The organism is Sporosarcina sp. E16_3 (assembly GCF_017347125.1).
Taxonomy (GTDB): domain Bacteria; phylum Bacillota; class Bacilli; order Bacillales_A; family Planococcaceae; genus Sporosarcina.
Map to the genome: position 1 here is coordinate 57,819 of NZ_JADPRX010000003.1, position 21,582 is coordinate 79,400.

21 protein-coding genes and 5 tRNA genes are annotated in these 21,582 nt (G+C 43.0%); 7 read left to right on the forward strand and 19 right to left on the reverse strand.

Features of this window, described 5'->3' with window-relative positions; genetic code table 11:
* Positions 1 to 63 precede the first annotated feature (63 nt).
* Positions 64 to 1,632, reverse strand: coding sequence for an amidohydrolase (locus I2483_RS03930; RefSeq protein WP_207174043.1), 1,569 nt, complete (start codon positions 1,630 to 1,632; stop codon positions 64 to 66).
* Positions 1,633 to 1,739: 107 nt separating this feature from the next.
* On the opposite strand from I2483_RS03930, the gene I2483_RS03935 reads away from it, so the two are divergent.
* The 5 genes from I2483_RS03935 (at position 1,740) to pstB (ending at position 6,078) form a co-directional block, all read left to right on the forward strand.
* Positions 1,740 to 2,180, forward strand: a complete 441-nt coding sequence (locus tag I2483_RS03935; RefSeq protein ID WP_207174044.1) for a YtoQ family protein — start codon at positions 1,740 to 1,742, stop codon at positions 2,178 to 2,180.
* 197 nt (positions 2,181 to 2,377) lie between these two features.
* Entirely contained in the window at positions 2,378 to 3,310 is a 933-nt protein-coding gene (locus I2483_RS03940) for a PstS family phosphate ABC transporter substrate-binding protein (protein WP_207174045.1), read from the forward strand.
* A 120-nt stretch (positions 3,311 to 3,430) separates the two neighbouring features.
* Positions 3,431 to 4,369, forward strand: coding sequence for a phosphate ABC transporter permease subunit PstC (gene pstC, locus I2483_RS03945; protein WP_207174046.1), 939 nt, complete (start codon positions 3,431 to 3,433; stop codon positions 4,367 to 4,369).
* 1 nt (position 4,370) lies between these two features.
* Complete coding sequence (pstA, locus tag I2483_RS03950) at positions 4,371 to 5,243, forward strand: phosphate ABC transporter permease PstA (RefSeq protein ID WP_207174047.1); 873 nt, start codon at positions 4,371 to 4,373, stop codon at positions 5,241 to 5,243.
* 13 nt (positions 5,244 to 5,256) lie between these two features.
* Entirely contained in the window at positions 5,257 to 6,078 is an 822-nt protein-coding gene (pstB, locus tag I2483_RS03955) for a phosphate ABC transporter ATP-binding protein PstB (RefSeq protein ID WP_207174048.1), read from the forward strand.
* 137 nt (positions 6,079 to 6,215) lie between these two features.
* Here the strand turns inward: pstB and glmM are convergent, their stop codons facing one another.
* The 12 genes from glmM to I2483_RS04015 all read right to left on the reverse strand — a co-directional run bounded on the left by glmM (position 6,216) and on the right by I2483_RS04015 (position 15,515).
* Positions 6,216 to 7,565, reverse strand: a complete 1,350-nt coding sequence (glmM, locus tag I2483_RS03960; RefSeq protein ID WP_207174049.1) for a phosphoglucosamine mutase — start codon at positions 7,563 to 7,565, stop codon at positions 6,216 to 6,218.
* 39 nt (positions 7,566 to 7,604) lie between these two features.
* Positions 7,605 to 8,876 carry a CdaR family protein gene (locus tag I2483_RS03965; protein WP_207174050.1) on the reverse strand — a complete coding sequence of 424 codons (1,272 nt, stop codon included), beginning with the start codon at positions 8,874 to 8,876 and terminating at the stop codon, positions 7,605 to 7,607.
* The gene (cdaA, locus tag I2483_RS03970) at positions 8,869 to 9,705 is read right to left on the reverse strand and encodes a diadenylate cyclase CdaA (RefSeq protein WP_207174051.1); all 837 of its coding nucleotides are present in this window, start codon (positions 9,703 to 9,705) and stop codon (positions 8,869 to 8,871) included. Before cdaA ends, I2483_RS03965 begins: the two co-directional genes overlap by 8 nt.
* 132 nt (positions 9,706 to 9,837) lie before the next feature.
* A complete protein-coding gene (locus tag I2483_RS03975) occupies positions 9,838 to 10,473 on the reverse strand; it encodes an anti-sigma factor family protein (protein WP_207174052.1) in 636 nt (211 codons plus the stop codon).
* Between the two features lie 12 nt (positions 10,474 to 10,485).
* Positions 10,486 to 11,049, reverse strand: a complete 564-nt coding sequence (gene sigW / locus I2483_RS03980; protein ID WP_207174053.1) for an RNA polymerase sigma factor SigW — start codon at positions 11,047 to 11,049, stop codon at positions 10,486 to 10,488.
* Between the two features lie 969 nt (positions 11,050 to 12,018).
* The gene (gene rocF, locus I2483_RS03985) at positions 12,019 to 12,924 is read right to left on the reverse strand and encodes an arginase (protein WP_186671465.1); all 906 of its coding nucleotides are present in this window, start codon (positions 12,922 to 12,924) and stop codon (positions 12,019 to 12,021) included.
* An 87-nt stretch (positions 12,925 to 13,011) separates the two neighbouring features.
* Positions 13,012 to 14,736 carry a putative bifunctional diguanylate cyclase/phosphodiesterase gene (locus I2483_RS03990; protein ID WP_207174054.1) on the reverse strand — a complete coding sequence of 575 codons (1,725 nt, stop codon included), beginning with the start codon at positions 14,734 to 14,736 and terminating at the stop codon, positions 13,012 to 13,014.
* A gap of 207 nt (positions 14,737 to 14,943) precedes the next feature.
* Positions 14,944 to 15,018, reverse strand: a tRNA-Gln gene (locus I2483_RS03995).
* Positions 15,019 to 15,106: 88 nt separating this feature from the next.
* A tRNA-Tyr gene (locus I2483_RS04000) sits at positions 15,107 to 15,190 on the reverse strand.
* An 81-nt stretch (positions 15,191 to 15,271) separates the two neighbouring features.
* A tRNA-Glu gene (locus I2483_RS04005) sits at positions 15,272 to 15,343 on the reverse strand.
* An 18-nt stretch (positions 15,344 to 15,361) separates the two neighbouring features.
* A tRNA-Thr gene (locus tag I2483_RS04010) sits at positions 15,362 to 15,437 on the reverse strand.
* A gap of 3 nt (positions 15,438 to 15,440) precedes the next feature.
* Positions 15,441 to 15,515, reverse strand: a tRNA-Asn gene (locus I2483_RS04015).
* A gap of 197 nt (positions 15,516 to 15,712) precedes the next feature.
* Between I2483_RS04015 and I2483_RS04020 the strand changes: the two genes are divergently transcribed.
* Positions 15,713 to 16,375, forward strand: a complete 663-nt coding sequence (locus I2483_RS04020; protein ID WP_207174055.1) for a polysaccharide deacetylase family protein — start codon at positions 15,713 to 15,715, stop codon at positions 16,373 to 16,375.
* 228 nt (positions 16,376 to 16,603) lie between these two features.
* Here the strand turns inward: I2483_RS04020 and I2483_RS04025 are convergent, their stop codons facing one another.
* Positions 16,604 to 17,284, reverse strand: a complete 681-nt coding sequence (locus tag I2483_RS04025; RefSeq protein ID WP_207174056.1) for a KinB-signaling pathway activation protein — start codon at positions 17,282 to 17,284, stop codon at positions 16,604 to 16,606.
* 144 nt (positions 17,285 to 17,428) lie between these two features.
* On the opposite strand from I2483_RS04025, the gene gerD reads away from it, so the two are divergent.
* Positions 17,429 to 18,022 (forward strand): spore germination lipoprotein GerD, encoded by a 594-nt coding sequence (gerD, locus tag I2483_RS04030; RefSeq protein ID WP_207174057.1) that lies wholly within the window; start codon positions 17,429 to 17,431, stop codon positions 18,020 to 18,022.
* A gap of 25 nt (positions 18,023 to 18,047) precedes the next feature.
* Here gerD and I2483_RS04035 read toward each other — a convergent pair whose 3' ends face one another.
* The 5 genes from I2483_RS04035 to rplM form a co-directional block, all read right to left on the reverse strand.
* Positions 18,048 to 19,103, reverse strand: coding sequence for an Mrp/NBP35 family ATP-binding protein (locus tag I2483_RS04035; protein ID WP_481886314.1), 1,056 nt, complete (start codon positions 19,101 to 19,103; stop codon positions 18,048 to 18,050).
* Between the two features lie 81 nt (positions 19,104 to 19,184).
* Positions 19,185 to 19,901, reverse strand: coding sequence for an N-acetylmuramoyl-L-alanine amidase (locus I2483_RS04040; protein ID WP_207174059.1), 717 nt, complete (start codon positions 19,899 to 19,901; stop codon positions 19,185 to 19,187).
* 325 nt (positions 19,902 to 20,226) lie between these two features.
* Positions 20,227 to 20,523 (reverse strand): rhodanese-like domain-containing protein, encoded by a 297-nt coding sequence (locus I2483_RS04045; RefSeq protein WP_207174060.1) that lies wholly within the window; start codon positions 20,521 to 20,523, stop codon positions 20,227 to 20,229.
* A gap of 92 nt (positions 20,524 to 20,615) precedes the next feature.
* Positions 20,616 to 21,008: a 30S ribosomal protein S9 gene (rpsI, locus tag I2483_RS04050; protein ID WP_186671457.1), complete on the reverse strand. Its 393-nt coding sequence runs from the start codon at positions 21,006 to 21,008 to the stop codon at positions 20,616 to 20,618.
* Between the two features lie 19 nt (positions 21,009 to 21,027).
* Entirely contained in the window at positions 21,028 to 21,465 is a 438-nt protein-coding gene (rplM, locus tag I2483_RS04055; RefSeq protein ID WP_067204834.1) for a 50S ribosomal protein L13, read from the reverse strand.
* Positions 21,466 to 21,582 lie beyond the last annotated feature (117 nt).

Sequence of the window (21,582 nt, forward strand, 5' to 3'; positions counted from 1 at the left end):
TTATATGATCGGTTACCCAAGTTTTATGATTGATTGCCGCTGACGAACCAAATATGTTCAACATCACCCTCTAAACATCACTTCACCTGCAACAACAGTCATCACAACATTTGCGCCCACTATCTCTTCATCTGCCACTTCGAATAAATCCCTGTCGAGCACAGTGAAATCAGCATCAAATCCCGGTGCTAGTTTACCGCGGACGTCCGCTTTCCCAATTGTGCCTGCACTACCCGTCGTAAATAAACCGACTGCTTCAAAGCGACTCAGTTTTTCATCTGGCAAATAGCCTTCATGGGTTTCCCCTGGCTTCCGACGCGTCGCCGCTGCATAGATGCCAAGCAGTGGATCAACCTCTTCAATCGGTGCATCTGAACCACCACCGCAAATGAATCCACGGTCGAGCAACTTTTTCCACGCATATGCCCAATCGAGACGATCTTCCCCTAATCGTTCCATTACCCACGGGAAGTCTGACGATACAAAAACCGGTTGTATATCAAGGATGACTGGCAGCTTTTCCATCCGCTCAACTAGATCTTCACGCAAGACATTTACATGGATAAGCCTATCACGTTTCCCAGTAGGAACCGGGTACTTCTCAATCGCATAGAGCGCTTTTTCAACAGCTGCATCGCCGATGACATGGACAGCAATTGCTTCACCATGTTTTCGGGCGAGTGCCACTATTGCATCGATTTCTTCATCAGTCACGACAGTCATTCCGGATGTTTCCGGCGTATCCGCATACGGTTTACTTAACAAAGCCGTTTTACCACCGAGCGCTCCGTCGATGAAAAACTTCATCTCACCAGGCTCTATCCAAGGCTCGTGATACGTAGCTTGTTCTTCCATCAATTGCTTGAAAACAGTTGACCGTCGCAATAAATGCGCACGAAACTTCTTCTGTTCGCCAATAACGTTCTTGAACGCTTGCAGTGGTTTTTTGTAGTCTCCATAATACCCGAGATCATCCGTCACGCCGCCTGTCAGTCCAAGTGACAGCAAATCATCAACTGATTTCCGCAATGCCAGTGTTAATGATTCTTCCGTCGGCTCCGGAATTAGGGCGAGCACAATCTCCTGCGCTCCTTCTTTCAAATAGCCCGTTGGTTCCCCATTTGCATCGCGCATAATGACGCCGTCTTCGGGATCTAGTGTATCTTTTGAAATACCTGCTAGCTCAAGCGCTTTTGAATTTGCAAGCGCTGCGTGCCGGCATGTCCGCTTCAAAAGCATAGGGGAATCCGTCACCTTATCCAATTCATGTCGCGTAAGAATCTTTTTATCTGGGAAATTGTTTTCATTCCAACCCTCTCCGATAAACCATTCGTCTGATTTCAAATCAGGATGAGCATTCATCAGCATGTCCATCATGTCATCAGCGGACGATGCCTTCGATAAGTCCAGACTCAGTAACTTTTCGCCGTGGCCAATCATATGCATATGACTATCGACGAATCCTGGATAAAGAACGGAACCTAGTAAATCAATTTCATTATCTGCTTGTTCTTTTAAATCCTCAAATGTACCAACTGCATGAATCTTACCGTTTTCTGTGAGCAGCGCCTCAACTTGGCCGCCTTCTTGTTCCATCGAATACATCGTGCCGTTATGCCAAAGTGTTTTCATTCTATTTCCCCCTATCTCTCTAGTCATAGTCTAAACTTTCGGTTATTAATGAGCAACATTTTGAATATGAGTGCTACAATTAAATGTATTAAAGAGGAGGAATTTAGATGAGGTTAACTGTTTATCTGGCAGGGGAAATCCATAGTTCATGGCGTGAGGAAGTAAAGATGAAAGTTGCTGCACTTAAGTTACCAATTGATTTCGTAGGTCCCATGGAAGACCACGACCGTTCTGATAACATTGGAGAAGATATTCTAGGCAAGCAGCCGAATGCAATTGCCAAAGATGCTGCGGCATCTAACTTTAATAATTTACGCACGGAGCTATTAATGAAGCAAGCCGATCTTGTTATCGCTCTTTTCGGGGAGAAGTATAAGCAATGGAACACAGCGATGGACGCAAGTGCCGCCGTCGCATTCGGCAAACCACTCATTCTTATTCGTAATGAAGAGCACCATCACGCACTAAAGGAATTGTCTCGCAAAGCAAACGCCACCGTCGAAACGGTCGATCAGGCTGTAAAAGCATTGCATTATATTTTCGAATGAACTTTAACCATCAGACAGGCTGCCCTATTCTCTTTAGGGTATGCTTTTTTTTATTGAGGAAGGGGTTCCCGCCTACCATATAGCTGACAGCCACTTACACCTCATTTACAAAACCTTAACCATTGCTTCATACCCCCACAACAATTCCCCTCTATCATATGAATTGTAGTCAAAACACTCTAGGGGGACAAAAACAGATGAAAAACATGAAGACACTTGCAACACTCGGACTTGCATGCTCGATTTTCCTTGCAGCTTGCGGCGGAACAGAAGGCAATACATCAGCTAAAACAAGCGAAGGCTTGAGCGGTAGTGTAGCGGGTGACGGATCGTCAACTGTTGCGCCTATCATGGAAGCAATTGTTGAAGAATATGCACAAGCTGAAAAAGACGTTAAAGTCTCTGTGGGTGTTTCGGGTACAGGTGGAGGATTTGAGAAATTCATCGCTGGTTCAACAGACTTCTCAAATGCATCCCGCCCCATTAAAGATGAAGAGAAAGCTAAACTAGATGAAGCAGGCGTTGACTATACAGAACTTAAACTTGCGAACGATGGTTTGACAATCGTTGTGAATAAAGAAAACACTTGGGTCGATTCACTTACTGTTGAAGACCTTGCAAAAATGTGGGCAGAAGATGGAACAGCAAAAAAATGGTCTGACATCAATCCAAGCTGGCCTGCTGAAGAAATCGTCTTCTATTCACCAGGTACAGATTCTGGAACATATGACTACTTCAATGAAGTTGTCTTAGGAGATGCTGACCTTGTAAAATCTGCAACACTATCTGAAGATGACAACGTTCTTGTTACAGGCATTAAAGGCGACAAAAACGCAATTGGGTTTTTCGGTTACGCCTACTACGAATCAAATAAAGACTCTCTGAATGCTGTATTAATTGATGGAGTTGAACCGAATGCAAAAACGATCGAGTCAGGCGAATACACACCGTTCTCACGTCCACTATTCGTTTATGTTAGCAATGCTGCACTAAAAGAGAAAAAAGAAGTTCGTAACTTCATGGAATATGTAATCGACAATGCTGGCGAAATGGCAAAAGCAGTCGGTTATGTCCAACTTCCTGATGGGGACTACGAAGAAGCACGAAAAACATTGGATTCCGTGAAATAAAACCTGATTATCTTCAAGCATAGAAGCAATTCAGGCTGTCCTGCATAGTAGGGCAGCCATTATCCTTTCAACAACGCACTCTCTAAACTAAACAACGATATCCACTAGGAGGTCCACGGATTGACTTCAATAAAACCGACAGAAAAGTTGCGAACACGCGATGTCATTGCTGCTGCGAAAAAGAATGAGAAGTTCGGCAAAATCATCCCGCATCTTTTACTTGCTGTCACTTCCGTTACTGTACTGGCAACATTCGGGATTATCTACACATTGCTAAAAGAAACATTCATCTTTTTTCAAGAAGTAAAGATCACCGATTTCATTTTCGGTACAGAGTGGGCACCTTTCTCCAATGCTGATCAGGCATTCGGTGTGCTTCCTCTAATAACCGGTACATTAAAGATTGCAGGCGTCGCACTACTAATTGGGGTCCCTTTCGGACTTGCGTGTGCGATTTTCCTCAGTGAATATGCAACACCTAAAATCAAAAAGTTCATCAAGCCAATTATTGAGTTACTAGCTGGTATTCCAACGATTGTTTACGGATTCTTCGCATTAACAGTCGTGACGCCATGGCTACAGTCATTCATTCCACAACTAAAATTATTTAACGCACTAAGTGCCGGAATTGTTGTCGGGATTATGATTTTACCAATGATTATCTCACTTTCGGAAGATGCACTTTCTGCTGTTCCCGCTTCATTCCGCGAGGGATCTTATGCACTTGGGTCTACCCGATTCGAAACAGCTATCAAAGTCGTCTTTCCTGCAGCTATTTCCGGGATCGCCGCATCGATTATTCTTGCTGCATCACGTGCTGTAGGAGAAACAATGATTGTCTCACTTGCCGCGGGTTCCACGCCAGTATTCAATATAGACTTTACAGGTTCAATTCAAACGATGACTTCGTATATCGTTCAAGTCGCAACAGGCGACGCAGGTTATGGTACAACAATCTACTACTCCATTTACGCTGTTGGTTTCATGCTGTTCCTGTTTACATTCCTAATGAACCGGGCCGCTTTATACATCAAGACGAAATTCAGGGAGGAATACTAATATGGACCGCGTTCTCCAGTCAAAAATAAATCGGCGGCTGACAAAAGATTCGGCGATGAAATGGCTGTTCGGCGCAGTCGTCGCTACCGTTCTAGGAATTACTTTCTTCCTGTTTTACGGTATTGGGGCAGATGGGGTCGGGCGGTTGAATCTTTCATTCTTTACGAATTTCGGATCTCGCTTCCCTGAAAAGGCGGGCATTAAAGCAGCGCTTGTCGGCACACTGGCTCTCATGGCCGTCGTTATTCCGGTATCCATGTTCCTAGGCCTTTGTTCGGCTATTTACCTTGAAGAATATGCTAAAAAAAATAAATGGACCGCTTTTATTGAGATGAATATCAGTAATCTTGCGGGCGTGCCTTCTGTTGTCTTCGGGCTTCTTGGTTTAACTGTATTTGTCCGCGCATTATCGCTAGGCAACAGCATCTTGGCTGCTGGATTGACGATGAGTTTGCTAATCTTACCCATCATCATCGTCGCTTCCCAAGAAGCACTTCGTTCCGTACCAGACACACTTCGAGAAGCGTCATACGGCATGGGCGCAACAAAATGGCAAACAATCATTCATGTGATTTTACCGTCCGCAACAGGTTCTATTTTGACAGGTAGCATCTTATCCTTCTCACGTGCCATCGGTGAAACAGCACCGCTTATCGTTCTTGGGATCCCGGTTATCGTTCAATTCTTGCCAACTGGACCGCTTAGTACATTTACAGCTCTTCCGATGCAAATTTACGACTGGGCCAAACGCCCACAACCTGAATTTGCAGATGCTGCCTCTGCAGGTATTATCGTGCTGATGGTCTTGCTCATTACAATGAACGGATTCGCAATCTACTTTAGAAACAGATCGGAAAAAAAGCTCAAAAATTGATAGGAGGATTAGTATGACAAAAACACTCGTTCGACCTACCGAAGACGCCAAGCTCCGCGTCATGAAAAATGAAAACTGGACAAAAGCAGTTTATGAAACAAACGGTTTGAATCTTTGGTACGGCACGGCACACGCGCTAAAAAACATCGACTTGTCCATCAATGAAAAAGAAGTAACGGCAATCATCGGCCCTTCCGGCTGCGGAAAATCTACGTATTTAAAAACACTGAACCGTATGGTAGAAAACGTAGGTGACGTCACCATTTCTGGTAACGTTACATTTATGGGTAATAATATTCTTGGCAAAGCAATGTCCGTGGAATTGCTTCGTTCAAAAGTCGGTATGGTATTCCAAAAACCCAACCCATTCCCAAAATCCATCTATGAAAACGTTGCTTACGGCCCGAAGATTCACGGTATCCGTAACAAAGCAATGCTAGATATGATTGTTGAAGACAGCTTGCGTAAAGCGGCTTTGTGGGATGAAGTAAAAGACCGTCTGAACAAAAGCGCATATAGTCTTTCTGGCGGACAACAGCAACGACTTTGCATCGCACGCTGCCTTGCAGTTGACCCAGAAGTAATCTTAATGGATGAGCCAACTTCAGCACTTGACCCGGTTTCAACACATAAAGTTGAAGAATTGATTCGCACCATTAAAAATGACGTGACAATTGCAATCGTTACACATAACATGCAACAAGCAGCTCGAATTTCTGACCGTACCGCATTTTTCCTAAACGGCGAAATCGTTGAATGCGATCGTACATCTACACTATTTAGCACTCCTACAGATGAACGCACCGATGACTACATCAATGGCCGTTTCGGTTGATAATCTCATATCACAAGCAAAAGGGTATCTTAAGATAGTGTTTCCTTCACTATCTTGCAGATATCCTTTTTATTTCGGCAAAATAAAAAACCGAAGATATTGCCAATAACGGCATCTTCGGTCAATGATTCAGTATCTTACTCGGTTCCCATTTCTTCTTGTACAACGTCAACAATGCGCTGGACAAGACGTACACAATCTTCTTCAGAAGACGCTTCTACCATAACACGTACAAGTGATTCAGTGCCTGAAGGGCGAACAAGAACACGACCGTTTCCAGCCATCTCTTTTTCTACGTCCGCTATTACTTCTGCAACTAGTGTATTATCCGTCACTGCATTTTTATCCGTTACACGCACATTGACGAGTTTTTGCGGATAAATTTTCATGCCTGCCGCAAGTTCAGATAACTTACGTCCAGTAATTTTCATAATGTTTACAAGCTGAAGACCTGTAAGAAGCCCATCGCCCGTTGTATTGTAATCCAGGAAAATAATATGGCCTGATTGCTCTCCGCCAAGATTATAATTCCCTTTTCTCATTTCTTCGACAACATACCGATCACCAACGGCTGTCTGAATACTCTTCATGCCGTGTTCCGTAAGTGCTTTATAGAAGCCTAGATTACTCATAATCGTTGAGACAATCGTTCCGGATTTAAGGCGGCCTTCTTCATGTAAATGACGTGCGATGATGAACATAATCTGGTCACCATCAACTACTTCTCCACGTTCATCGACAGCGATAAGACGATCTCCGTCTCCGTCAAACGCTAAGCCGATATGGGCACCTTTTTCAACAACAAGTTTACCCAATTCTTGAGGATGAGTTGAACCAACACCGTCATTAATGTTCAATCCGTTTGGCGATGCCCCCATTGTTGTCAGGTCTGCATCAAGGTCAGCAAACAGATGTGTCGCCAAAGTAGATGTCGCACCATGTGCACAATCGAGTGCAACATGAATTCCCGTGAATTCCTCGTCGACCGTCTGTTTTAAGTACTGAATATATTTATGTCCGCCTTCAAAATACTCTGTAATAGAACCGACATCTGCACCAGTTGGCCGTGGCAACGAGTCCTCCTGCACGTTTAACAGTTGCTCAATTTCCTCTTCCTGCTCATCCGTCAGTTTATAACCATCTGCACCGAAAAATTTGATGCCATTGTCTTCGACAGGATTATGTGAAGCTGAGATCATGACTCCGGCCTGTGCGTTCATGACGCGCGTCAAGTAAGCGACACCTGGTGTGCTGATAACCCCAAGAGTCATCACTTCAACACCCGTCGATAAAAGACCCGCAATTAGGGCATTTTCAAGCATATGACCTGAGATACGCGTATCCCTGCCGACGAGTACTTGTGACTTTCCTGCTGATTCTTTCGTTAACACATGCCCACCAATTCTACCTAATCTAAAAGCAAGCTCCGGTGTCAATTCCTCATTTGCAACCCCACGGACGCCATCGGTCCCGAAATACTTTGTCATTTCCATTCTCCCTTTCAATCCTACACATTCAACCGAATGTCAGGCAAGTTCAATATGCATCGTTACTTCTTTATCTGATAGTACCCACTGTACATCTAGTGGTCCTATAACCAAGACTGAGAAATTCTGTTCTCCTTCGTCCGTTGTTTCAGATGCATCGATATAGACGGTGAAATCAGACTTCTCCAAGGTATCAATGACATCCTGTTCCGCCGTGACAGTTAGTACAACCAAACCAGCTGCGGGTTTCCGAAATGAACTCGTAAAGTTCTCATCAAGCCCTTTTACAGTAACAGGCATGTCTTTAAATTCCTTCGTAACTACTTTTACGTCTTCAACAGGTGGCTCCGGATTGAGTACTTCTAAGTCTGAGTCGGTCACCGTTGCGTCTATTTTCACTTTAACTTTATCGATAGACATCTTTGAAACGCCTTTAGGCTTTTTCAAATCAAACTCCATTGTTCCTTGTCCTTTTACTTCGGATACATCCACATCAACTCTGAATTCTTTAATATTATCCAGCACTTTCCGTGGACCGGATAAACGAATCGTCTTATCCTCAGCTGAAATGGTATCTACAGTGACACCTGTAACCGGAACTCCTCGCGACTTAAATACAATGGGTACTTCTTTACTATATTCAGATATCTCAACTTTGACCGCCACATGTTCAGGTACAATCGTCACATTCAGCTTCGTCAAATCTTTGTCCAGGACTCGAACCCTCGCTTGCTGCTCGAATGATTTGTTAATTTCCTTATCTCCTGTTATAGAGGCTTTTACAAAACTGATTGATTCAATAACACTCTTCGCACCCGTCACTTCAATGGTTGACGGGATGACATCTATCTTATCAACATTGTAATCTTCAGCCAGAAGACGTTCATTCAGTTCTGGATCTACTCGGAATGTTTGTGTGATTTTCTCTTCGATGATAACTTCAATTGTCGCGGGATCAAACTGCACTTTCAACTTTTCAGAAATATTCTCAGGTTTAATCTTAACTGTATGCCTACCCATTGGTAAGCTCGACAAATCAACCCGCAACGTAAAGTCTTTTAATAGTTTCGTTGTCTGTACAATATTCGCTGGGCCTTCAATAGTCATATTGACCGTTTCTGGGACACCCGTCACGACAAGGTTTTCATTGTCATAATAGACTTGTACGGGAAAATCACGAATGATATCCATCGCATCCCCAACAGCTTTACTACCTTTTTTTTCTTCTGCCTGTACGGAGAAAAAAAGAATAATTGCAAGGAATAAGGCTGTAAAGCGAAGAAACCATGGGTTATCCATAAACTTATCCATTTTTTCTCCACCTCCACTTCCAAATCGAAGTCTCCTTCTTTTCAGGTGTTAAGCCGAACCAAACTCTTCGCAACCGCGCTTCAAATTCCTCCATATCCAAATTCCGATCTATATCCCCGTTCGCAGTAAGACTTACCGCTCCAGTTTCTTCTGAAACGATAATCGTTACAGCATCCGTTACTTCACTAATTCCAAGGGCTGCTCTATGCCGAGTACCAAGCTCCTTTGAGATGAACGGACTTTCCGACAGCGGCAAATAACATCCTGCTGCTGCAATACGGTTACGCTGGACAATGACTGCACCATCATGAAGCGGTGTGTTTGGGATGAAAATATTGATAAGTAGTTCGGATGTAATCAACGAATCCATGCCGGTACCGGTTTCAATGTATTCACTAAGACCTGTTTCCTTTTCAATCGAAATTAGCGCTCCAATTCGACGTTTCGCCATATAACTGACAGACTTCACAAACGCTTCAATCAGACGGTCGCGTTCCTCTTCTTCCTGCATCATTGTACGAGCGAACAGTCGCCCCCTACCAATTTGCTCGAGAGCACGCCGCAGTTCCGGCTGGAAGATGATAATAATAGCCAGAAATCCAAATGGGAGAACCTGATCCATCATCCATTGCAACGTATTTAAGCCAAAAAACTCCGTCAGAATACGAGCAATAATAAGGACGAAGATCCCTTTTAAAAGCTGAACCGCTTTCGTTCCTTTTATTATCGTAATCAATTTATAAAAAACAAACCAGACGAGAAGCACATCTACGATATTAATAAATGCCGCTACTGGACTGAAATCAACTAATTCTTGCCACTTTGGCATGTGCTTCGCCTACCTTCATAAACAGTTTCTTATGCGTCTAGTATAGCATAACAGCACTGTACTGTCCTTTCCCAGAAAATGAAAAAGAGCGAACCGCTTACCACTCCAAACGGTTCGCATGGGTCGCCCAGTCTACTTTTCATCTTGCTCGTCGCCTTTCGAAGATGGGAAGATGTCTTTAGCTGTCTTTTTCATTTTATACCATAGCCAGTCAAACATTTTGTCAATTTCCTCGCTCTTGCCAGTCACAATCGCTGTTGAGGCCATATATTTAGAACCCCTAATAACTGTGACGTTGCCATCCACTTCTCCTTCGATACGGAGCGTGCCATTTTTAACGACAATGTCACCTTTAACGGTTTCACCAACGGGCACAAGTACCGATTGACCTTCGACAACTAGATTCGGTTGTTTCGTCACCGAAAACTGCTGGTCGTTTCCATAACTTGAAAATAGCGTTGCACTCATAAGGATTAAAAACATGGCTGCAGCGGCCAAAAACGGATGGCTACGCAACCAGCGTTGAACGCCTGCTTGGGATTTTTCTTTTGGAAGCTGCGCCATTACACCTTTGACAAAGCTGTCCGGCGCCTTTATTTTTGTAGCACTTCCTATAAAAGCAATAGACTCAGTTAAGCCATTCATGATTTCCTTACATTCTTTGCAGCTATCTAGGTGTTCTTTCAATAGCCGCTCTTCGTCACGGCTAATATCACCGTCTAAATACGCGTGCATATAGTGAACGATTTGTTCCGGACACGTATTCATAGTAATTCCCTCCTATATATTACCCATCTGTTTCCGAAGTGCTTCCCGCCCTCTATGGACGCGGGTCTTTACGGTTCCTAGTGGTAATTTCAAAATGTCACCTATTTCTTGCAGCGGCAATTCCTCGATATACCTTAAAATGATGACAGAACGGTATTTATCAGGAAGTCTTGCAATTTCGTAGTGGATGCGTTCCTGTAATTCCATTCTTTCAACTTCATCTTCAGGTAACTCACCGGAAGCGGCAATTTGTGAGTACATATTCAGACCATCTGTACCCGGTACATTCGCATCAAGATAATAATCCGGTTTCTTTTTTCGGATTCGATCAATGCATAAATTCGTCGCAATCCGAAACAGCCACGTTGAAAACTTCCGTTTTTGGTCAAATGTATGAATATTGATATAGGCACGGACAAATGCTTCCTGCGCGATATCTTCTGCTTCTTGTGCATTACCAAGCATCCTGTAACACACTTGATAAAGACGATGCTGAAATAAAGTTACTACTTCTTCAAACGCATTTTGATTGCCTTTCAAGACTTCATTTATTCTTTTATTGATCAGTTCATCCAATGTAGTTCACCCTCCGCCCTATGCGGCTGTCCCTTCTATACGTTTGAAGGTATTGACAGGTTTCATTTTTTTCATTAATTTTATTTTAACAGATATTGCTAATTATTTCCACGTCTGTTAATTAACCATTTACTTGCATTAAACACTAGTGAGAAGGGCTCGAAAACCCCCATTTTCACTAGATCATTTTCGGTTCGCTTACGACGAACTATTCATACAGATTTACTGAGGGTCCAAGTGTGTCTAGAAGTGACTCCGTCACTTCTAGACACACTTTTTTCAGTAATCATGTTGTGAATAGTTGCCTGTCGCGTTCCTACAACATTCAAGTGAAAAATGCAGTTGTTTTGGAAGAATAGAATAGATGACATTCTATAAAGAGTGTAAGTGCCCGAAGATGCAATTTCGGGCACTTTTGCACGTTGTATAATGTGCTTCTTGCATACTTTTAGCAAAGAGTATACATCTAATCATGTGATGTCTTATAGAAAGCGACATTTCTTTACTATATAGGTTGAAGTATTGAATACGTCATATGAACTGAGCGCAGGCGCCTTACAAGGGGCAGCCGGAGCCATAAGACTGGCAGCGAAGCTTGTCAGGCTTATGGCGGGAGGCATCCCCGAAGCGATATTGAATGGAATCATTAGCTCAATCTATATATATAGATTCGGCACTACTTATTTAGAATCAACTAGGTGGTATATCTCACCCGAATAACGATCAAATCTAGCGAAGAAGCGACAAGTGTGAGCCGAAGCAATAAGACTGACAGTGATCTTCTGACAGGCTTATTGCGTAAGGCCATCACCAAGCGACTAAGCGTTTTTGGAAGAACACTCTATTTGTTAAGTGCCAACTATACACATAGCTCCCAGTAGGTGATCATGTTATTCAATGGTTATTTTAGTTAATCAACAGGTGTGAAAAAAGCCCATCTAAGTTACTAGACGGGCTTCCAAGAACTGATTAAAGTAGTTTTTCTCCAAACAGTGAGCCCATTAAACCAACCGCAACATCAGCTGTTTTATTCTTCTCATCCAAAATCGGATTTACTTCTACAAATTCAGCCGAAGTAATCATGCCTGAGTCTTCTAGCATTTCCATTGCAAGATGGCTTTCTCGATAACTTATTCCGCCTGGTACCGGCGTTCCGACTCCTGGTGTATACAAGGGATCGAGCCCGTCTAAGTCAAGTGACAAGTGGACACCGTCGACATCACGCGAACGCAGATAGGCGAGAGCGTCTTCCATAACCGACGTCATTCCGTAGCGATCGATTTCATGCATCGTGAACACCTTGACACCTTGTTCCTTGATCAATTGACGTTCTTCCGGATCCACAGAACGCGCTCCGATGATGACAACGTTCTCTGGTTTCACTTTTCGTCCTTCACTATGTATATTAACGAGACTTTCATGTCCTAATCCGACACTTACAGCAAGAGGCATTCCATGAATATTACCGGAAGGCGATGTCTCTGCAGTATTGAAATCTGCATGGGCATCATACCAGATGACACCAAGGTTTTTATACTTATCCGAAAGGCCAGCGAGTGTTCCAATAGCGATGCTATGATCCCCTCCTAAAACAAGCGGAAATCTGCCTGCTTCCACAACTTCAGCCACTTTTCGCGCAAGTTCTGTAGTCGCTTGAATGACTTCGTCTAAGTTTTTCAGATTCGAATCGCTATGTGTTTTTCGTTCCACAGCACTTACCTGAACATCGCCCTCATCCGTAACCTGATGGCCAATCGATTCCATTCTTCCTACAGCACCTGCATATCGGATTGCGCTTGGCCCCATATCCACCCCACGACGACTTTGTCCAAAATCAAGTGGTACACCGATTAATGAAATATTTAACTGTTGCATGTCAAATTACCTCCCCTTATCTATATCCCTAGTATAAGTCCATTGAAAGTTTGGCTCAACACGACAGGTATCTGAATATTTATTCGTTTACAACTGTTTCCTCATGAACTGTTCACAGGCGTCGGGGGAAGTTGGCTTGCTATAGTAATATCCTTGCCCCTCGCGACAACCTAAATTCATCAGGATAACAGCTTGTTCTTCATACTCTACACCTTCCGCAATGACGTTTAGGCCCACAGTATCAGCTAAAGTTACAATAGCCTTGACGATTGCCCGGCTATCTTCATTCAAGTGTATATCTCGCACAAAGGACATATCGATTTTAATCGTATCAGCTGGCAGTTCTTTGATATAACTAAACGTACTATAACCTGTTCCAAAGTCATCAATTGACACCGTAATACCCAATGCCCTTATCTCACGAATTATATCCTGCATATCTTCCCGATCCGCAAATGCACTTTCAGTTAATTCGATTTCAATAAAATCCGTCGTGACACCCGTCTCATCGAGAATTGTTTTAATTGTATGCAAGATAGTTGGTTCTTCCAATTGTATAGCCGACATGTTAACAGCAACGCGAAATGGGCTATACCCACTAGCCTGCCATTTCTTTGCCTGCCTGCAAGCCTCACGTAGTACCCATTCCCCAAGAGGTATAATGATTTTCGTTTCTTCCGCCACAGGAATGAACTTATCGGGTGGAATCCTGCCAAGATCAGGATGGTTCCAACGCACTAACGCTTCAACACCTACCAATTGCCCCGTCTTCAAGTTCACTTTAGGCTGATAATCAAGATGAAGATGACCGAGATGGACGCTTTTCCTTAACTCATTCTCTAGCAAGATCCGATCTAATGTTTTGGACGCTGTTCCGTGCTGGTACATCTCACATCCCCCACCCCCATGCGCTCTTGCGATAGAAAGAGCTTTTTCCGCTTTCATTGCAAGCTCTGCAGGTTTTTTAGCATGCTCAGGGTACAGGGCAATCCCGAAACTTAAAGAGGGTGTATGCATTTGGTCCTTTACTTCAATAGGTTCCTCAATATATTTTTGAACTTCTTTTGTCAGTTCTTCAGCGTGTTTCGTATCCAGTATTTCTAGTAGAATAAATGCAAACTCATCACCTGAAAGTCTGCCAATAATTGTCTTATCCTTTAGAATCGTCTTTAATCTCTTGGCAATAACAGACAATATATAATCGCCTACCTCATGCCCAAGCGAATCATTAACATAGCGAAGACGGTCGACATTCATATAGACAAAGGCCCGATTTGTCCCTTGTTTTTTCGCCACTTCTATTTCTTGATAAAACATTTTCCGAAATGAAGTTCGATTAGGTAAACTGGTTAATTGATCATTATAAGCAAGATCTCGTATCATCCGCTCAGACTCTTTATTCTTAGTGATGTCATAGCGGATAGAGATATATTGATAAGGCTTTCCATTATCATTTAAAAATGGCACAATCGTCGTGTCAACCCAATAAAAAGATCCATCTTTGGCTTTATTACAGATTTCGCCATGCCATGTATTTCCCCGGCCGATAGTCGCCCATATCTCTTTGAAAAACGATGAAGGATGAAAGCCCGAATTAATAATTCTATGGTCGACTCCTACGAGTTCCTCCACGCTGTATTGCGCTATTTTTGTAAACAGCTCATTTACATACACTATTTTTCCGGTCCGGTCTGTAATAGCGACAATAGCTGACTGATCAAGTGCATAGGCAATGTCCCTAAGCATTTTTTCTGGACTATGACTACCATCATGGCGAATCAAATCTTTTATCATCTTATTATTTTCTTGCATAAAATCACTTCTTTCCTGAAAACCTCTTCAATATGAATAACCTTGCGAAAAAATAATATCTATTGTTATTCCTTCATTTAGTGTACATTAAATTCGTTCTTTAGGGCTATATTAAATAGAATTAAAGACATAAAAAAACCCTTCTCGCTTACGCGAAAGGGTTAATAAAGCTATTTGGATTTCACATGGTTTGGTAAAGCAAAAAAATGGCTGGGGTAGCTGGATTCGAACCAACGAGTAACGGAGTCAAAGTCCGTTGCCTTACCGCTTGGCTATACCCCACTGTTAATTAAGGTTAACTTTTTTTAATGCTATGCATAACAACCTTAATGTAAACTCTTTTTAACGCTTCGTGTTAAAAAAGTTTTATTGGTGGTGGGGGGCAGATTCGAACTGCCGAACCCGAAGGAGCGGATTTACAGTCCGCCGCGTTTAGCCACTTCGCTACCCCACCATGATAAATTATGTAGAATTATATTCAACACCTTAAGAAACAGGCAAACAATTTTCAACACATCGTATTGAAAAAGATTTATGACCCCTACGGGATTCGAACCCGTGATACCGCCGTGAAAGGGCGGTGTCTTAACCGCTTGACCAAGGGGCCTTGTTCCTAAAACTGCTCTGGAGCTTCCAACCGGATTCGAACCGGTGACCTCTTCCTTACCATGGAAGCACTCTACCTACTGAGCTATGGAAGCATATGGCTCCGCAGGTAGGACTCGAACCTACGACCGATCGGTTAACAGCCGATTGCTCTACCACTGAGCTACTGCGGAATAATAACTATTCATTTAAACTTGTTCATGTCGTTCAGGACAATCTCCATTATAACAAACAATAATTATTTTTCAAGACCTTTTTTAAAAGTTTGTTATGTTCCCGACAGCAACTTATATATAGTATCACGTCTTTTGCATAATTGTCAACACACTTTCATAAACTTACGATAGATTGTTCAAAAAGGGGACAACATATGCGAAACAAGTACATGATCACCGCCATTATTTGCTGCGCTCTTTTCCTGCTTCTTCCCGCTTTACCTAAGCAATTGTCTCTCGTATCCGTGTTCCGCGTAACGGAGGAGCCTGTTGTCATTGTACGCGGCGCCAGCGGTTCTGCACTAACCGTAAATATATCATTCGGGGATTTAGAAGTGGAAAAATGGATTCGAGAACTTAGTAAACCTTATCCACTTCTACTCGTTGATATGAAATGGGCTGGACGTTTTCCCGAAACAGTACAACTTATCAAAGAAAAAAATATTTCTGTCGGGCTTCTTGGTGATAATGGAATAACCTATGATCAAAACACCCCATTGTTCATAGAACAACTTGAGCAGTTCGAAAAAACATTCGGAGTAAAACCTCTTTGGTTCCGTACAGTTGACGAAGTTTTCCCAAGCACCTTGCATAGTGTGCTCTGGGAAGCTGAAATTAATGCACTGGGTTCATCTGTTGTTTGGGATGGCGGCGACCTCCCTGTTATCACTAAAGGGGAAATCATTTCTGTCCCACATCACCGGGATAATCGTGTTGATTTAGCTAAATTAAAAAGGTTAGATAAAGATCGGACCTTTATATCTGTGGAAACTATGTTGTTCGGGACAAAAGTGAATGTCAAAAAAATACCCGAATAATCCAATCGCTACAACTACTCTTATAAGAAGAGCGCAAGGCGCGGTTTAGCCGCGACCGACATAAGGCGGTTTGCAAGGAGACGTACTTCAGCCCCCGCAGCAAATAGCTTATGACCCGAGGGGATGGTGCCTGGAGTCTAGACACCAATCCAAGTAGATAAAACTTATAATTTCTTATCTTATAAAGAAACAGCACAATCCGCCACTTCTGGCAATTGTGCTGTTTCTTCATTTTACTTTAGCAGATTTCGTAACTTTCCCTCGTGCTTTTCTACGCGCTTCCAGTTTCACCTTGTCTTCATCTGACTGCTTGTTGAACTTTGGCAGTACTAAGATTTGATAGGCATTCACTGCAAGAAGTGGGAATAGCATGATTGTGACCCATGAATCGATATTACCTGAACGTACCATCAACGCCGGTAACCATTCAAGTGTTGTAATAACGATCATGAAGAATAGTGCTGAAATGAGCGTGTGTTTCTTCGTCCATTTCGCTTTGAAATAAGCGGTTACTGCAGAAACACCAATAAGTGTTGCAAGTAACCCAAGGTACAGCAATGTGCGGCCCGTTTCACCTGACGTCAATTGGAATCTGAAGAAGATGAGGTCAAACAGGACAATTGCAATGATTAAAAGCTGAACCCAGTTCCACAATGTGAGTGTCTTAAAGATATTCACACCGAATTGATGGACCGTTAAATAAGCAAAAAAGCCCATTTGCGCAACGACGCTCATCGTAAATCCAAGGAAGATCATCCACAGAAACGCACCTATAAATTGGCCGTATTCACCGTTGGATAAATATTGAGAGAAGAACTCCCAGCGGACAATTAATCCTACAACTGCCGTCACGAATCCTCCGATTAGTAATGCCGTAAAAAAGAATTTGACCCAATTTCGTATTGTCACAATAGTGATCCTCCGTTTTGTTTTTCCTTTCAATAGTGTAACAACGTTTTGCTTAAAAATCTATTTCATTAAACGATTCATGCATATTCTGCGCCGTATTGTGAACAATAAATGAAAATGCTTGTGGAAGGGAATTTGATTTCAATGAAAAAAAGAATTGGTCTATTCCTGTTTTCAGCTCTTTTATTGACGGGATGCAGCATGCAGCAGACTGCTCCAACATACGACGAAACGAAAAAAATGATGACCGACGCGCTTCAGTCGGAGGATGGTAAAAAAGCAATTCGGCAAATGTTCGCGGATCCGGAATTCAAGAAACTACTTATTCTAGAACAACCGGAAGTAAAGAAATCCGTCGAAGAAACCCTCCTTTCTAAAAAAGGAGAAGACTTTTGGAAGAAATCGTTCGAGGATCCAAAGTTTACTGAATCCATAGCGAAAAGCATGAAGGAACAGCAGCAGGATATCATGAAACAACTGATGGATGATCCGTCATTCCAAAAACAGTTAGAAGAGTTTTTCTCCCAGCCCGACATGTTAAAACAGCTGGAAACTGTTACACAGTCAGCGAATATGAAAAAACATCTTGAAAAAGTTGTTGAAGAAACCATTAACAGTCCTTTGTTGCAAACGAAATGGCAAGAACTTATTTTGAAGGCTGGTGAACTGAAACCAGTAGATAGCGGGGGTAGTGAAGCTGCTAAACCGGAGAAAGGTAAAGGCGGAGAAGGCAAATAGCCTTCTCCACCTTTTTAAATAGTTATTATTTCGATGTTTTTTTAATGATATTTTCCGCAATACCCATGTAAATTTTTCCGATAGGATGATCTTCCGCATAGACAGAAGGAGCAAAATCTTCTTCATCCCAATCTGGCTGGCCTAGTGGTATTTGACCAAGTAACTCTGTACGAAGTTCCTCAGCTAGTTTTACGCCGCCACCTTGACCGAATACGAATTCACGTTCACCTGACGTTTTTGATTCGAACCAAGACATATTTTCAATAACCCCAAGCAATTCATGATCCGTCTGAAGTGCCATTGCTCCAGCACGCGCAGCAACAAATGCAGCTGTCGGATGCGGAGTTGTTACAACGATTTCTTTAGAAGTCGGAATCATCTGGTGGATATCGAGCGCAACATCCCCTGTACCCGGTGGCAAGTCGAGGAATAGGTAGTCAAGATCTCCCCACTCAACGTCACGGAAGAATTGGTCAAGTGCTTTCCCAAGCATTGGCCCGCGCCATACAACCGGTGCGTTATCCTCAACGAAGAAGCCCATAGATATAACTTTTACGCCTAGACGTTCAACTGGAATAATCCGGTCACCACGAACAACTGGCAAGTCAGTTACGCCCATCATGTCAGGTACACTAAAGCCATAGATATCGGCGTCAATTAAACCAACCTTTTTCCCTAGACGCGCAAGCGCTACAGCAAGATTGACCGACACTGTCGATTTACCAACGCCACCTTTACCGGACGCAATTGAAATAAATTCAACGTCATTCAGCGGTGACAACAAGTCTTGTGCTTCTGATTCCGTCACTTTTCCACGGAACTGTTCCAGTACTTCTGCCGATAATTCTTCGAAACGGATACCGACAGATTCAGCACCTGCCCCTTTCAATGTATCGACCACTTGAGTTTGAAGACCCATCTGTTCAGCTGTATTAATTTTAGCGATGGCCAGCTTCACGCTTACGTGTTTTTTCTCAGGCTTGATTGTTACGCCTGTAATTCCACTCGTCTCCGCAAGCGTTTTATGTAAAAACGGATCCTTCAGCTGTCCCAATAATTCACGTACTGCTTCTTCATTCATCAACGTAGACACCCCTTGGAGGTTTATTCATTCACCTCCAAGTATACCATAATAAGCTACATGCAAATCTCAATAAGCCTTTCAATTTTCTTCTGCAGTATGAAAGTCAACGATTCCTTCCATGATCGCATCAGCCACTTTCCCCTGATAAGCAGGATCAATCAGAAGGCCTCTTTCTTCATTGTTTGAAAGAAAACCAGTTTCAACAAGAACGGCTGGAGTCGGTACTTTTTTCAATAAATAAACGCCCTTAATCGCCATCGCCACTCGTTCCGTATTTTTTAAATTAGTTCGGAATGATTCTTGAATTGCTTTTGCCAAAAATTCACCATTAGGATCTCCGCCGGGGTGATAAAACACTTGGGAACCGCGCCATCTTTCTTCCGGTATCGCATTAACATGAACACTGATGAACATATCAGGTTTTTCATTTATTGCGATGTCCTCCCTCAATTTCAAATCAGCCATTTTACGCTCCCGGATCGTTCTAAACTTCTCAGTCGGGGCATGTTCAGCCAGCGCGTCGCCATCTTTCGTCCGTGTCATGATAACTGTCGCCCCTTTCTTTTCAAGTCGCTTCCTGAGTTCATGGGCAATGCTTAGTGTAATATCACGTTCTACGACATCATTGGATGAAGCGCCTCCATCCAGTCCCCCATGTCCCGGATCGATAAGTATCTTCACGCCGCCAAGCTCTGCGGGCATGAAAAAATTCCGATCTGACGAAGCCTTAACGCCATACATGACAACTCCAAGAGAACATACAAATAATAAACAGATCACAAACCACCGCTTCATATGGACACCGCCTTTTTCCTTCACTATACGCAGAGGCGGCGGCAGATATGTCCTACTTTTAACAGAGATGAAAGTCGATACTATTTTTGCTGGACTAAACAATGTTTCGGCAATTGTTCGCAACACTTTCATGAAACTAAGCAACGTTTTACAGAAACCAAACAACGTAACGGCAAAACTTCCTAACATGCATCGAACTTAACAACATCTCCCTGATAGTTCGCAACGCTTTCACGGAACTAAATAACGTCCCTCCGAAACTTAACAACACTTCCCTCATTCGAAAAATAAAAAAAGAACCCCGCAAGGTTCCTTTTCAAAGTACTTATTCAGTAGCGCCTTCCCATTCAAGCATGCCGCCTACCATGTTTGTTACATCATAGCCCTCATCCGCAAGGAACTCTTGTGCACGTCCGCTACGGCCGCTTGAGCGACAGATGAGTATATATGACTTAGAGCTGTCAAGTTCGCTCATACGCACCGGTACGTCGCCTAGAGGGATGTGAATTGCACCTGGGATCATCCCCGCCGCTACTTCATCTGCCTCACGCACGTCGACCAGGTTAAGCTGCTCGCCCTTTTCCAACCGCTCTTGTAATTCGGTAGTTGAGATTTCTTTCATATCAAATCATCCTCCCACTATTTCTACATCTATACTTTAACACAAAAAAGCCCTTTTCCACGAATGGAGAAGGGCTTTTCTTGAATGGAAGATTAACGTTTTGAGAACTGTGGTGCACGACGTGCGCCTTTAAGACCTGGTTTTTTACGTTCTTTCATTCTTGCATCACGAGTAAGAAGTCCAGCTGATTTAAGTGCTGCGCGGAAATCTGGGTCTACTTGAAGTAGAGCACGTGCAACTCCGTGACGGATTGCTCCTGCTTGTCCAGTGTATCCACCGCCATCAACGTTTACAAGGATATCGTAGCTTCCAAGAGTTTCTGTAATTACAAGTGGTTGTTTGATGATTTCGCGAAGTGTCGCGAATGGTACGTAGTCTTCTACGTCGCGTTTGTTGATGATAATTGTGCCATCTCCAGGAACTAGACGTACACGAGCTACTGAGCTTTTACGACGGCCTGTGCCGAGATATTGTACTTGTGCCAAGTTGTTTCCTCCTCTTTAATTAACCGCGAAGTACGAATACTTCTGGTTGTTGTGCTGCGTGCGGGTGATCCGGTCCAGCGTATACGTTAAGTTTTCTGTATGTTTGACGGCCTAAAGGACCTTTCGGAAGCATTCCTTTAATTGCAAGTTCAAGCATTTTTGTTGGGAAGTTTGTACGCATTTCAAGAGCCGTACGTTGTTTCATGCTGCCCGTGTAACCTGAGTGACGGTAGTAAATTTTGTCTTTCAATTTGTTACCTGTAAGATGAATTTTCTCTGCATTGATGATGATGACGTGGTCACCTGTATCAACGTGAGGTGTGAACGTTGGTTTATGTTTGCCGCGCAAAAGTGATGCAACTTCAGAAGCAAGACGACCAAGCGTCTGTCCTTCAGCGTCGACAACGAGCCATTTACGCTCTACTTCGTGACCTTTAGCCATGAATGTTGTACGCATAATTTTATCCTCCTAAATGAATCTTTATTAGTTCCCGTTTTCTCTATCCCTAAACACAAGTTTACCTTCCGGGGCTTATTTGTGGGGTTATTGAAATACCATTACTCATCTTATACT

Excerpts from the sequence above, each read along its gene's own strand:
- I2483_RS03930 (WP_207174043.1), bottom strand. The coding sequence starts at position 1,632 with ATGAAAACACTTTGGCATAACGGCACGATGTATTCGATGGAACAAGAA.
- I2483_RS03935 (WP_207174044.1), top strand. The coding sequence starts at position 1,740 with ATGAGGTTAACTGTTTATCTGGCAGGGGAAATCCATAGTTCATGGCGT.
- I2483_RS03940 (WP_207174045.1), top strand. The coding sequence starts at position 2,378 with ATGAAAAACATGAAGACACTTGCAACACTCGGACTTGCATGCTCGATT.
- pstA (WP_207174047.1), top strand. The coding sequence starts at position 4,371 with ATGGACCGCGTTCTCCAGTCAAAAATAAATCGGCGGCTGACAAAAGAT.
- pstB (WP_207174048.1), top strand. The coding sequence starts at position 5,257 with ATGACAAAAACACTCGTTCGACCTACCGAAGACGCCAAGCTCCGCGTC.
- glmM (WP_207174049.1), bottom strand. The coding sequence starts at position 7,565 with ATGACAAAGTATTTCGGGACCGATGGCGTCCGTGGGGTTGCAAATGAG.
- I2483_RS03965 (WP_207174050.1), bottom strand. The coding sequence starts at position 8,876 with ATGGATAAGTTTATGGATAACCCATGGTTTCTTCGCTTTACAGCCTTA.
- cdaA (WP_207174051.1), bottom strand. The coding sequence starts at position 9,705 with ATGCCAAAGTGGCAAGAATTAGTTGATTTCAGTCCAGTAGCGGCATTT.
- I2483_RS03975 (WP_207174052.1), bottom strand. The coding sequence starts at position 10,473 with ATGAATACGTGTCCGGAACAAATCGTTCACTATATGCACGCGTATTTA.
- rocF (WP_186671465.1), bottom strand. The coding sequence starts at position 12,924 with ATGCAACAGTTAAATATTTCATTAATCGGTGTACCACTTGATTTTGGA.
- I2483_RS03990 (WP_207174054.1), bottom strand. The coding sequence starts at position 14,736 with ATGCAAGAAAATAATAAGATGATAAAAGATTTGATTCGCCATGATGGT.
- I2483_RS04020 (WP_207174055.1), top strand. The coding sequence starts at position 15,713 with ATGCGAAACAAGTACATGATCACCGCCATTATTTGCTGCGCTCTTTTC.
- gerD (WP_207174057.1), top strand. The coding sequence starts at position 17,429 with ATGAAAAAAAGAATTGGTCTATTCCTGTTTTCAGCTCTTTTATTGACG.
- I2483_RS04035 (WP_481886314.1), bottom strand. The coding sequence starts at position 19,103 with ATGAATGAAGAAGCAGTACGTGAATTATTGGGACAGCTGAAGGATCCG.
- I2483_RS04040 (WP_207174059.1), bottom strand. The coding sequence starts at position 19,901 with ATGAAGCGGTGGTTTGTGATCTGTTTATTATTTGTATGTTCTCTTGGA.
- I2483_RS04045 (WP_207174060.1), bottom strand. The coding sequence starts at position 20,523 with ATGAAAGAAATCTCAACTACCGAATTACAAGAGCGGTTGGAAAAGGGC.
- rplM (WP_067204834.1), bottom strand. The coding sequence starts at position 21,465 with ATGCGTACAACATTCATGGCTAAAGGTCACGAAGTAGAGCGTAAATGG.